This is a genomic window from Clostridium thailandense (assembly GCF_019207025.1).
GTDB classification, from domain to species: Bacteria; Bacillota; Clostridia; order Clostridiales; family Clostridiaceae; genus Clostridium_AM; species Clostridium_AM thailandense.
Map to the genome: position 1 here is coordinate 1 of NZ_JAEEGC010000013.1, position 13,117 is coordinate 13,117.

Genomic DNA, 13,117 nt, shown 5'->3' on the forward strand with positions numbered 1-13,117 from the left:
AAGTTAACTGTCGGCCGTGGATGTCTATAAATAAGAGATTGAACTTAGTCAAAAAAAATGTTATGCTATCAATGTCGAATTTAGCAGAATATAAAAACCAATTGTAAAATGGCAATTGATAAGAAAATATGTTTAAGAGCTTATTTCTATAGGCTCTTTTTTAGTGATAAAGAGAGGTAATAATATGATAAAAGTTGATAACTTATCCTACTCATTTCCGCAAAAGGATTTATACAATAACATTTCCTTTACATTAGAAGATGGCGACCATTGTGCTTTTATAGGAACAAATGGCAGCGGAAAAAGTACCTTGATAGATATAATTTTGGATCCAGAAAACTATATGTTCGAGGGTAAGCTTGAGATAGACCCAAATTGTAGAATTGGGTATGTAAGTCAATTCTCAGAGCTAGACAAAATAGAAGATACTACAGTTTTTCAATATATAGGAGAAAAATTTATTAAACTACAAAATGAAATAACATCTATTTGCAGCGAGATGGAAACATCGGCTGACATTGATTATTTACTTGAAAAGTACCAACAGGCTTTAGACGCATTTGATGCAATTAATGGAGCAGATTTCGAAAATAGCATTAATAAAAAGCTAAATCTTGCAAACTTAATGAGGTATAAGGATTTAATGATATCTGATCTTAGTGGTGGAGAATTCAAACTTGTTCAGGTAATTAAGGAAATGCTAAATAGCCCTGAGTTAATAATTATGGACGAACCAGATGTATTTTTAGACTTTGAAAATCTTAATGCTCTTAAAAATCTAATTAATTCACACAAAGGAATAATGTTAATTATTACGCATAACAGATATCTATTAAATAATTGCTTTAACAAGATTCTTCACCTTGAAAATATGGAACTTCAAGAGTTTAATGGAAGCTATATTGATTATAACTTCTCATTGCTTCAAACCAAAATTGAATTACAAGAACTAGCCATTGCTGATGATGAAGAAATTAAGAGAAACGAAATCTTAATAAATAAACTAAGAGTTATCGCAACTGAGAATTCTGAATCTGCTAAAGGTAAATCTCTAAATGCTAGAGTTAAAATCCAAGAAAGATTAGAAAAGCGCAGAATTAAAGCTCCCTTTGTAGATATTAAACAACCGAATATCACTTTAGTTACAAATAATGAAATTGAAGAAACCATTGCTTTAAAGGTCAATGATTACAATGCTCACTTTGACGATATTCTTCTAGAAAATGTTAACTTTGAGATTAAATCTACTGATAAGGTAGCCCTTGTGGGTTCAAATGGTACTGGTAAAACAACTTTAATCCAAGAAATCTTTAAAAATAATCATGATGCTATTGAGATAAATGAAGATATTGAAGTAGCTTATTTATCACAACTTCAAGGAAACACAATAAATGAGTCTAACACCATATTTGAAGAGTTCCTAGCTGCTGGTTTTAAAACTTATGAAGAGATTAAAGCATATATTTCACGGTATGATTTTGAAGAAGAAATTATTAATCAAAAGATAGGTTCCTTATCTGGTGGAGAAAAAAATATACTTCAACTGGCTAAAGTTTCTGCTAGTCAAGCAAACCTGCTGCTGCTTGATGAGCCTACCAGTCATTTAGACACCTATTCACAGATAGCACTGGAAAAAGCTATAAAAGACTACAAAGGTGCCATTTTAATGATTTCTCATGATTTTTATTCTATAGTAAACTGCATGGATTATGTTTTAATTATTGAAAATAAGACTGTTAGAAAAATGAGCATGCGAAAATTTAGAAAGATGATTTATGCTGGTCATTTTGATAAAAATTATTTAGAAATTGAAGAAAAGAAAAAATTAGTTGAAAGAAAAATAGAATTGGCTTTAAAAAATTCTGATTTTACCCTTGCAAAAGCTTTATCTGAAGAGTTAGAAGAGCTGATTAAGCTACTCCTAATATCTCAGAAATCTAGAGAATTTGCAAATTAGGTCCACCCACAATCTTGAAACCCTCGATTAATCAAAAGTTAAAAATTATTTTATAAATTAAAGTGACAGTATCCTATCTCTTGGTGACTGTCACTTTTTGTGCAAATTAAAGCATTAGTGAGCGTTTATTAGGAAATGTAGCCTAATTTTGATATTTAATTACTTGACTGTATAAATTGTTAAATACACCACATTATCAACTTGATTTAATTACAACAGATGGTATAATAAGTTATAACGTATAACAAGTTATAAATTAACTCATTATACATTACACTTAACACACATAAGTAATAGCTTTAATGTAATCTACATGGCCATTTAGTAAATATATATCATTTATCAATTAAAATAGACTAGAAAGCTTTTTATAATCCATTAATTTTAGTAATATAATACAAAGGCGCTGTATATAGTGTGTAAAGGGGGGCTTTTTATGGAATATGTATATACTATTGTTTTTTTCATTGGAGTTATATATACCTTGGTAACCTTTTTACTAGGGGGGTTGTTTGATATTGTAAATCTTGGATTTCATATTGATACACACGTTGATACCCACAGTTCAGGCTCTATATTTACAGTTTTCCCACTAAAGCCCATAACCATAGTTTCATTTATCACTATATTTGGCGGCGTTGGAATTCTAGGCAACTATTACAAAGTAAATAAAATTCTCACCTTCATACTAGCAGTTGCCTTAGGAATTATGGTTTCATTTATACTATATAAATTTATTGTAGTTCCTTTATTTAAAGCACAAAATACAAGTGCAGTTTCTCAGGATAAGCTTATAGGAATTAACGCTATAGTTATATCTCCAATATTAGAAAATGGATTTGGCGTTATATCCTATACTGTTAACGGAAGTAAATATAATGGACCTGCACAACATATTAGCGGCAAAGCAGTATTACAAGGAGAAGATGTAATTATATACGAAATAAAAAATAATGTATTTTATGTTCAACCTTTAAATGAGTAAACTTATTAAATAAAAAAATATAAGAAAAAGGGGCGATAGATATGTTCAACACATCAATTATGATTGTTCCTATAATCATTGTTGGGGTCATTCTACTTTTAATATTTGGAATTTTTTCTATGTGGAAAAGAGTACCTCAAGATAAAGCATTGGTTGTTACTGGTCTTAAAAAGAGAGTTATCACTGGTGGTGGTGGATTTGTAATACCAATGTTAGAGAGAACTGATAAAATATCACTGGAAAATATGGAAATTGAAATAGTTATTGATGGTGCTTTAACTGGACAAGGAGTGGGCATTGCTGCAGATGGAGTTGCTGTAGTAAAGGTAAAGTCAGATACTAATTCAATTTTATCTGCCGCAGAGCAATTTAATACCTCAAATGGAATGCAACATACCCTTCAAGTTATTGTACACACAACCAAAAATGTTCTAGAAGGAAAGCTTAGAGAAATTGTTTCAAAAATGACAGTAGAAGAAATATACAAAGATAGAGAGATGTTTGCATCTCACGTTCAAGAAGTTGCAGCCATTGATCTTGCACAAATGGGCCTTGAGTTAAAGGTTTTAACTATTAAGGATATTTCAGATAGAAATGGTTATTTAGAAGCTCTCGGTAAACCTAGAATTGCAGCAGTTAAAAGAGATGCTCAAATTGCTGAAGCAGATGCAGCAAAAGAAACAAAAATCAAAACCTCTGATGCAATTAGAGAAGGTGAAGCTGCTAGAATTTTATCAGAAACTCAAATTGCTGAATCAACAAAACAAAAGGAATTAAAAGTACAGGCCTATAGAAAAGAGCAGGAACAAGCAAAAGCTATATCAGACCTTGCATATGAAATTGAATCTAATAAAGTAAAAAAAGAAGTTACTGAAACACAGATGCAGGTACAAATTACCAAGATGCTAAAGGAAAAAGAACTTGCAGATGCTACAGTTCAAGTAGAAATTGCTAAGAAGGAAAAAGAGATTGAACTTGCTGAAAAAGAATCCATTAGAAAAGAGAGAGAGCTTGAAGCTACCGTTAAAAAACAAGCTGAAGCAGATAAATATAAACAGGTGCAAACAGCCGATGCTGTTAGATATAAGGAAATTGCAGATGCAGAAGCAAGAGCAAGATCAATTGAATTAGAAGGTAAAGCAAAAGCAGATGCCTTAAAACTTCAAGGTATGGCCGAAGTAGATATAATTAGAGAAAAAGGTAAAGCAGAGGCAGAAGCCATGATGAAAAAGGCAGAAGCATTTAAATTATATAATGATGCCGCTATGGCTCAAATGATTATAGAAAAATTACCAGAAATCGCAAAAGCTATTTCTGAACCACTTTCTAAAACTGAAAAAATAGTTATTGTTGATAGTGGCTCAGGAGAAGGAAAAGGTGCTTCAAAAGTCACAGGTTATGTCACTGACATTATGGCTCAGCTTCCTGATGCAGTAGAGGCCCTTACTGGTGTAAAAGTTATGGATTTCTTAAATAAAAATTCATCAAATAAATCCGTATAATATAGTTTATACGCTAGAACTTTAGTTTTACAAATTAAAGTTCTAGCGTAATTTGTTTTAAGTTTAATACTATATTCACCACTTTACAAGAAAATTAACTAACTTCATCTAAATAGATTAAGGAATTAATTGTCTCTAAAATTTCTTCATTAATTTTGCTCTTTTGTATCTTTTGCACGAAAGTGCTTAATATTAATTCTTTTGATATTTGGTAAGAGATAGCATTTTTAATTTCTTGAGGACTTTGAAATTTGTATTTAGAAAAAGACTTATGAATAAAAGGCAATACAACTACAAAACTGTAGGCGATAGCCAGTAAGTTGGTATAGTTTTCTATTGCTCTCTTATTTCTTACCATATAGTTACCAAAAGACCAAAAGAACTTATGTTGATAGAAAAACACTTCAATATTCCATCTGAATTTGTATGTAAAAAATGGAATAAGGTTTGTTTTTTGTTTATCAGCGTCAGATTCATCTACAATATAATTCTTAAAAGATAGTATATCTGATGGCTCTATCGAGCAAATATAAACTCTTACAGATGAGAATTTTTCTACATCTGTAGTTGTTACTATTACCATAACAGGTTCATTAAATAAATTTGTTAAAACCTTTTTTGTTGCAATATAGTAGTCATTTTCTTTAGTATAGTCAAAATCTCTAATATTGAATTTTAAACCTTTCTTTCTTGGGCGTCCTCTTTTTCCAGTAGGTTCTGGACATAAATCATACATGACTGTATCAGAACGTACTGCCCCTATGATAGAAAGATTGCTATAGTATTTCAACATGTTTAAAAAAGGTGTTTTAGTGTACCAACTATCGCATAAAACTATAACTTGAACATCTAATAGTAATGGCATTATGTTTTGTATCATCTTACCTGCTATTTTAAGTTTAGTTTCACTTTTGTCATAAAGCTTATACCCAACTGGCAATGTAAGGTATTTGATTTTACCACAAAAGAGTATAGGGATACTTATAACCAATGATACAAAACAGTGTCCATTTAAGAAAGATGTACCATCATGTTTTGTGTGGTCAAAAAGTTTGCCGTAACAATCAAATTTATTTCCAAATTTAGCTTGAAGGGTGTCATCTATAATTAAGAAGATAGTTATAGTAGACTTAAGCTCTTCGGGAATAAGTGAGATTGCTATCTTTACTGTTGCGAACATTAAGCTCTCTATCGAGAAGTTTGTATAGGATAAAAAATAATAAAAGCTATTAAGAACTTTATGCCAATACTTTTTGAGAAAATTGTCATATAAAAATTTTATAGAACGAACCTCTTGAGTTGAGAGTATAGCAGTAACAAGTAAAATAAATATATGAAAGCTCCGCTTATTAAAGATGGAGCGATATTCGCTTAAATAATTTTCTATTGTTTTAATTGTTGATTTTTCGTCAATACTAATCATAGTACCAGATACCTCCTATCAGTGCAGGTTTAGTCAAGATTAGTATTGATAATTATGAGGTATTTGGTACGTTGTATTTTTTGGTAACTCTAAATTACTTGTAAAGTGGTGTACTATATTGTATATTTCCGTCAAAAGAAATACAATATACTATGAAGGTGTCTCCGTGGATTATTTAACGCTGAAAAACCAACTGACGAACGATACAGAATCAGTAAAGTAAAGGATGGTAAAAATAAATGAAACGGATATTTTTAGTTGAAGACGATAAGGCAATTGCTAAAAACCTTATGCTTTTGCTTCGCTCTGAGGGATTCATAGTCACCCATGCCTCTACACGAAGTGATGCCCTAAATACCCTTGCTGTGAATAAATTTGACTTGGCGCTTATAGATATTTCTTTACCCGACGGTAATGGTTTTACAGTTTGCACGGAAATCAAAGAAAGCCAAAATATTCCTGTCATCTTTCTTACGGCTTCCAGCGATGAGTCCAGTGTTGTTACCGGACTGAACATAGGTGCAGACGACTATATCACCAAGCCTTTTCGTCCCCGTGAATTAATTGCAAGAATTGGAACCGCCTTGCGAAAAAACGGACGCTTGGGATCGTATTTTGAAATTCGCGGTCTCCATGTCGATACAGCAAGCGGCGTTGTGAAAAAAAATGGCCGCGAGGTCTTTCTGTCCGCATTAGAATATCGCTTGTTGCTGGTATTTATCGGAAGCCCTAAAAGTATTATTACGAGGAGCAGGCTACTTGACGAATTGTGGGATGCGGCAGGCGAGTTTGTCAATGACAATACATTGACCGTGTATATCAAACGCTTGCGAGAGAAGATAGAAGACGACCAAACAAATCCGCAAATAATTCTAACCGTTCGCGGTACAGGTTATAGATTGGGGGGCGAGTATGCTTCGGAATAGAGAGTTTAGACAGTTTGTCATTTTATTTTCCTTAATAGCTGCTGCCGCTGTAATGCTAGGATTTGCAATAAATAGGTTAGCAGGAATCCTTTCCATTGCTTCTGCTGCAGCCTTTGGCACAGCTTTTCTCGCCTTTACCAAAGCTCGATACAAAAGTCTTGAACGAATTTCAGAGCAAATCGATCTTGTGCTTCATAACACTGACCATCTGTATATTGCTGAATCGGACGAAGGCGAACTTTCCATTTTGCAAAGCGAGATAACAAAAATGACACTGCGTATTCGGGAGCAAAATGACGGGCTAAAAAAAGAAAAAAAATATCTTGCCGATTCTCTGGCTGACATAGCACATCAACTCCGAACTCCTCTAACCTCTGCAAACCTCATTCTCTCATTACTTGCAAATAATCCTAATGAGAATGAGCGGAAAGCATTTGTGCGGGAAACAGAGGAATTGCTTGTACAGATGGATTGGCTTATTACTTCCCTATTGAAATTATCTCGCTTGGATGCCGGCATTGTGATGTTCCAAAGCAAGCAAATAGATGTAAACAGCTTGATACGCACCGCCCTTCGCCCGTTTCTAATTTCAATGGAACTACACAATATTACTTTGCAAATAGATGTACCAAAAGGGATAATCATTCAAGGCGATTCAGGTTGGCTTTCAGAAGCAATACAAAACATTCTCAAAAATTGCTTGGAAAGCACAAGTGATAACGGTAAGATTGAGATTTTTTGCACAGACAACCCACTATTTACCGAGATTGTCATCCACGACAGCGGTACAGGATTTGAAAAAGAAGATTTACCCTGTCTATTTGACAGATTTTATCGCGGAAAAAACTCAAAAGCTACAGGATATGGTATTGGATTAGCGCTCTGCAAAATGATTATAACAGAACAGGGAGGGACGATTACTGCCAAAAACCATCTACAGGGCGGTGCGATATTTGATCTTCGTTTCCCAAAGTGACTAATCTCTCACTTGAAAGTCACAGAGATGTAAGTTGAAGGTTCTATTATATGGGTAGAACATAAGAAAGGAGACTCACATAATGGAGTTTTTAAAAGTTGAAAATCTATGTAAGGTCTACGGCAAGGGCGAAAACCAAGTCACTGCTCTTGACCATGTTTCCCTTACAATTGAAAAAGGAGATTTTACAGCAATCATAGGTTCCTCTGGCTCTGGAAAATCTACACTGCTTCACATCATTGGAGGCGTGGATATGCCCACAAGCGGAAAAGTGTATTTAGACGGACAGGATGTATATGCCCAAAACAATGAAAAACTGGCCATTTTCCGCAGACGTCAAGTTGGACTAATTTACCAGTTTCATAATCTCATTCCCACGCTGAATGTGGTGGAAAACATCACCTTGCCTATCCTGATGGACAAACGCAAGGTCAACAAAGAGAGACTGAATGACTTGCTCGAACTGCTTGGGTTAAAAGATCGAAAAACACATTTACCTAATCAGCTTTCCGGCGGTCAACAACAGCGCGTTTCCATAGGACGTGCTTTGATGAACGCACCGGCGGTGATGCTCGCCGATGAACCTACGGGCAGTTTGGACAGCCGAAATGGACATGAAATTATAAAACTGCTGAAAGCAAGCAATAAAAAATATAATCAGACCCTTATCATCGTCACACATGATGAAAATATCGCCTTGCAAGCAGACCGCATTATCGGCATATCAGATGGAAAAGTAGTACGAGATGAGAGGGTGAGACCATGAATATTTTCAACAAAGTTACCCTGCAAGGCATGAAAAAAAGCCGTACCCGAACGATTGTAACGGTTATTGGAGTTGTTCTGTCCGCCGCCATGATTACGGCAGTGGCTACCTTTGGTGTTTCTCTGCTGAACTATCTTGCAAACGGCGCAGCCCAGAAATATGGAGGTTGGCACGTGGAGTTTTTGAACGTCCCTTCTTCTTTCGTACAGGAACGAATTCATGACGAGAAAGTTGCTAACACCGCGGCATTTGAAAATATCGGCTACGCACCACTTAAGGATGGTAAAAACCCGGCAAAACCGTATCTTTTTATAGCGGGCTTCAGCAAAGAAGCTTTTAATACTTTGCCCATCAACCTTATTTCCGGCAGACTTCCTGAAAACAGCAGGGAGATTCTTGTTTCAATGAGCGTCGAAGCAAACGGTGGAGTTGAGTTTTCAGTAGGTGATAAGCTTTCACTTTCTGTGGGAAGCCGTATGAATGGTAATAAGACTCTAGATCAGCACACTCCTTTCATTTCTCAGAAAGAAATTCTTGTGCCAAAAGCTGAGAGAATTTACACGGTTGTCGGTATATGCCAAAGACCCGGTTTCGAGGAGCCTTCTGCACCAGGATATACTTTGATAACAAAAGCAGATACTCAAGACAAAGCTGACAGTTTCAGCATATTTGTTACGCTTAAAAACCCACGTGAGGTTCATGCCTACGCAAGCAACACAGCAGCCAGTAAAGCTTACGTCTTTAACGATAATGTGTTGCGCTTCATGGGCCTTTCGGAGGACAATATTATCAACACGCTTCTGTACTCGGTTGGAGGCATTTTAGTTGTCTTGATAATGATAGGCTCGATTTTTCTGATTTATAATTCCTTCAACATATCACTGAACGAACGGACGCATCAGTTCGGAATTCTCTCATCGGTGGGAGCCACAGCGAGACAGCTTCGAAATTCAGTACTGTTTGAAGGACTTTGTATTGGTGCCATAGGCATACCTATTGGCATTATTGTCGGCATAGGCAGTATCAGGCTTGTGATTTCCGTTGTCGCTAGAAATTTCAGTAACGTTATGTACAGCAATGTTCCTTTAACCTTGACTGTATCCATTCCCGTGATTGTGGTTGCAGCAGCGGTTAGCATGGTTACAATTCTGATTTCAGCATATATCCCGGCTCGAAAGGCCGCAAACACTCCCGTTATGGAAAGCATTCGTCAGACGAACGAGGTCAAAGTTGAATCCAAAGCCGTGAAAACGTCAAAACTGATGCAGCGTATTTACGGTTTAGAAGGAACTCTTGCACTAAAGAATTTTAAAAGAAACAAGAAACGTTATCGAAGCATTGTGCTATCACTTGTTTTAAGTGTAGTGCTGTTTATATCCACCAGTGCTTTTGTAACGGATTTGAAACAGGTGTCAGGGCGAGCAGTAGTCTTTACTACCTATGATATCGGTATTGCCACAAAGGACATGGACGATAGCGAAATGTTACGGCTTTACGACAAACTAAAAACCGCTGACGGTATTTACGAAAGCTCATATCAAGCGCTTATGAAGTATTCATGCACAGCTAAAACAAGTGATCTTTCAGACTATTATTTGAAATACGCAGGTTCACATTCATCGGACAAAACAGTCAATCTGCCAATGGAAATCCAGTTTCTTGATGACAGCGCCTATCTGAATATTATCAAAGGCTTGAGCTTACCCGTAGAGGAATATAGTGGAAAAAACGCAAAAATTATCGCCGTTGCTAAAATGACAAACAACATGAAGGCCAATCAAGAAGTTGACAAGTTTATTGATATGTTCAAAAGTTCTTCCATGAATTTTACCATCGCTCCCGAAACAAATGGCAAGCCGAAGATGGAACAGGGACAAAAGGTAAGCATTAAGTTTGTCAATACCGTGCCGCCTGATACACTCCCGATCCTAGAAAATTCCGGATCGAAGAATCCGTTCTTTTTTAAAGTAATGGCTCCCTATTCGCTCAAAGGAAAATTTGAAACCCCGGATTCCCATGTGGCTATTAAAGGCTTGACCTTTCGGTCAAAAAATCCCACACAATCGGCAACTGAAATGGAAACGATGCTTAAGAGCGCGGAAATTAAATTCAAGTATACCCTGTACAATTCTTATAAAATGCTTGATGAGAACCGCAATTATATATTCATTGCCAACGTGTTCTCTTATACTTTTATCATTATGATTTCGCTGATTGCGGTTGCCAATGTGTTCAACACTATTTCCACCAATATCAAACTGCGCAGGCGGGAGCTTGCTATGCTCCGCTCTGTAGGGATGTCTGAACGAGATTTCCAGAAGATGATGAATTTCGAGTGTGCCTTTTATGGCATGAGGGCGTTGCTCTTCGGACTTCCTATAGCGTCAATATCTTCTTGGCTGATTTACAAATGGATGGTTGCCGGCGGGGCAGAAAATATCAATTTTGTGTTTCCATGGGGCAGCATCGGAATCAGCGTGTTCAGTGTACTCTTTGTGGTGTTCATTACAATGCTGTATGCCACTAGCAAGATAAAAAAAGAAAACATTATTGACGTGCTCCGAGATGACATTACTTAATTTGAAACCAATGTTAACTTGATATAGAATCAAAAAACGACTGCGTAATTAGGTTTAAATAATTCGCGAAATCGCCTAGAAAGTCGATAAAACTAACAAATTCATTGGATATAAATATGAGTCAATAACTATCTCCCAGAAATACTACCATATAATTTTTCATTAAGACTACTGTATTGATCTTCATCTAGTTCTAATTCATTGTTTTTGCAAAGAATATCAATTACTTCTCCCCAATGGTTAAATGAACTTATAAAGATTGCCTTTTGTACTGTATATCGAAGCCGTTCTTCATTTTTATAAAATCGGGGTTGTTCTCTATCATTATAAAATCTAACTGCATATTCCCCTGAAGCAACTGCTCTACCGATTTCCAAAAGAACATTACTTGTACTAGAATTAACAGTATCTATGATAGTTTGTAATGGTATAATATCTTGAAGTTTATACTTGCTACCTCTTTTAGCCATGATAAAAGCCTCCCTAATTAATAACTGTCATAGTTCACTTTGTCCTATTTCACTATATAGTTTGACCATAATTTAACGAATGTATTCCAAAACAGATAATTTAGAAACTCACCAATTAAATTTATCGATTTCTATAGGGTTGCACGGCCGAAAATTAACTTACACTCCGGCATATGTTTCCAAGCTTCAGCACTATAAATACTTTTACCACAAGTCTTAGCTTTTTTAAAAATATGAGCTTTAGACTTATCAAAAGTATTTATTGTGCCGGAAGAATACCAATATATCCCAGAGGATAAGTTAAGTGTCGGCCGTGGACATCTATATAGATAACCACAATCCAAGATTAACTTATTCAGAATAAATAAATTTTCTTTCCCTATACTAAATATAAGTTAGTATAGGGAGTGATTTTTATGGGTAGAAAAGCAATGGAAATTAGCCTTCATGGTTATACAATAGAAGAATTAAGAACATTAAGAAATAAAACAACAGACACATTCGCACGTGGTATTTTAACTACAGTTATATTAAGATACGAAGGTAAAGGCAATGCGTATATTATTTCTGATGTTCAAAAATCTAAGCCTACAATAGTTTCATATATAAAAGATTGGAATAAACGAGGGTTAGAATCACTTAAAGATAATCGTGGTGGTTCTGAAAGTAGTTTTACTGCTGAAATGCTCGATGATCTCATGAATACTTTAAACAAATCTAAACCTAATGATTATAATCTTATAGGTTATAGATGGACATCGCCTCTTTTAGCTGAATATATTAATCAGACATATGGCGTATTATACTCTGATGAAACTATTAGACGTATCTTAATAAGTGAAAATTACACATTTAAAAGAGCTCAAGCAAAGCCTAGTAAAGCTGATAAATCAGAACAAGAGGGCTTTAAAAAAAATGAGCGTGCTTTTAGATACTGTAGAGGATTCTTCTGATTCTGTTATCTATGCAATGGATGAAGCCTATGTGCAGCTTGAATCCCAAAACCGCAGAAACTGGAGTCCAAAAGGGATATCCCCTATACTTGAAAAGAATAATCCTCATACAGGTGTCAATATTATTGGCGCTAGCAAAATTCATGGCTCATTCGAAACTTTTGCTGACATTTACCCATTTGGTCACAGTATAACTAATGTTGAAGTTCGTAATTTTTTTGACTATATACTTCAAATAAATGAAGGTAAGAAAGTCTATATGCTAATGGATAATGCTGGGACTCATACTTGCTCTAAAATGAGAGAATATGCTGATGAACATAAGGATAATTTAGTTATAATGAATCTCCCTACTTATTCACCTAATCTTAATCCGCAAGAAAATTTATGGAACTTGCTAAAAAACGCTATCTTCACTAATAGAGCAAGAGCATCTGTTGAAGAACTTTTTGATGATATTTGTAATATATATGGCAAACTTAATGAGAATACTTCAATTGAACGTTCAGTTACATGTGCCAGAAATTACTATGGATAAGTTAAGCTTTAAGCGTGGTTATCTATATAGATAAACACAACC

The 13,117-nt window shown here is 35.1% G+C and carries 11 protein-coding genes; 9 read left to right on the forward strand and 2 right to left on the reverse strand.

Translation table 11 applies throughout. The features are described 5' to 3' along the window. Nucleotides 1–184 precede the first annotated feature (184 nt). The 3 genes from I6U48_RS02935 to I6U48_RS02945 all read left to right on the forward strand — a co-directional run bounded on the left by I6U48_RS02935 (nt 185) and on the right by I6U48_RS02945 (nt 4,444). Nucleotides 185–1,957, forward strand: coding sequence for an ABC-F family ATP-binding cassette domain-containing protein (locus I6U48_RS02935; protein WP_218318909.1), 1,773 nt, complete (start codon nt 185–187; stop codon nt 1,955–1,957). A 436-nt stretch (nt 1,958–2,393) separates the two neighbouring features. Next, nucleotides 2,394–2,942, forward strand: coding sequence for an NfeD family membrane protein (locus I6U48_RS02940; protein WP_218318910.1), 549 nt, complete (start codon nt 2,394–2,396; stop codon nt 2,940–2,942). Nucleotides 2,943–2,983: 41 nt separating this feature from the next. Further along, complete coding sequence (locus tag I6U48_RS02945; protein WP_218318911.1) at nt 2,984–4,444, forward strand: flotillin family protein; 1,461 nt, start codon at nt 2,984–2,986, stop codon at nt 4,442–4,444. 94 nt (nt 4,445–4,538) lie between these two features. Here I6U48_RS02945 and I6U48_RS02950 read toward each other — a convergent pair whose 3' ends face one another. Continuing rightward, a complete protein-coding gene (locus I6U48_RS02950) occupies nt 4,539–5,867 on the reverse strand; it encodes an IS701 family transposase (protein WP_218318912.1) in 1,329 nt (442 codons plus the stop codon). A gap of 239 nt (nt 5,868–6,106) precedes the next feature. On the opposite strand from I6U48_RS02950, the gene I6U48_RS02955 reads away from it, so the two are divergent. The 4 genes from I6U48_RS02955 (at nt 6,107) to I6U48_RS02970 (ending at nt 11,114) form a co-directional block, all read left to right on the forward strand. Beyond that, nucleotides 6,107–6,793 (forward strand): response regulator transcription factor, encoded by a 687-nt coding sequence (locus I6U48_RS02955; RefSeq protein WP_218318913.1) that lies wholly within the window; start codon nt 6,107–6,109, stop codon nt 6,791–6,793. Continuing rightward, the gene (locus tag I6U48_RS02960; RefSeq protein ID WP_218318914.1) at nt 6,780–7,769 is read left to right on the forward strand and encodes a sensor histidine kinase; all 990 of its coding nucleotides are present in this window, start codon (nt 6,780–6,782) and stop codon (nt 7,767–7,769) included. Before I6U48_RS02955 ends, I6U48_RS02960 begins: the two co-directional genes overlap by 14 nt. Nucleotides 7,770–7,851: 82 nt before the next feature. After that, the gene (locus I6U48_RS02965; RefSeq protein ID WP_218318915.1) at nt 7,852–8,535 is read left to right on the forward strand and encodes an ABC transporter ATP-binding protein; all 684 of its coding nucleotides are present in this window, start codon (nt 7,852–7,854) and stop codon (nt 8,533–8,535) included. After that, on the forward strand, nt 8,532–11,114 hold the full coding sequence (locus I6U48_RS02970) for an ABC transporter permease (RefSeq protein ID WP_218318916.1): 2,583 nt from the start codon (nt 8,532–8,534) through the stop codon (nt 11,112–11,114). The genes I6U48_RS02965 and I6U48_RS02970 overlap by 4 nt, the downstream gene beginning before the upstream one ends. A 128-nt stretch (nt 11,115–11,242) precedes the next feature. On the opposite strand, the gene I6U48_RS02975 is transcribed toward I6U48_RS02970, so the two are convergent. Beyond that, complete coding sequence (locus I6U48_RS02975) at nt 11,243–11,584, reverse strand: hypothetical protein (protein ID WP_218318917.1); 342 nt, start codon at nt 11,582–11,584, stop codon at nt 11,243–11,245. 416 nt (nt 11,585–12,000) lie between these two features. Here I6U48_RS02975 and I6U48_RS02980 point away from each other — a divergent pair, with 416 nt between their 5' ends. Both I6U48_RS02980 and I6U48_RS02985 read left to right on the forward strand, forming a co-directional pair. Further along, entirely contained in the window at nt 12,001–12,537 is a 537-nt protein-coding gene (locus I6U48_RS02980) for a helix-turn-helix domain-containing protein (protein WP_218318918.1), read from the forward strand. Then, nucleotides 12,500–13,075, forward strand: coding sequence for an IS630 family transposase (locus I6U48_RS02985; protein ID WP_218318919.1), 576 nt, complete (start codon nt 12,500–12,502; stop codon nt 13,073–13,075). The genes I6U48_RS02980 and I6U48_RS02985 overlap by 38 nt, the downstream gene beginning before the upstream one ends. The last annotated feature ends 42 nt before the right edge of the window (nt 13,076–13,117 follow it).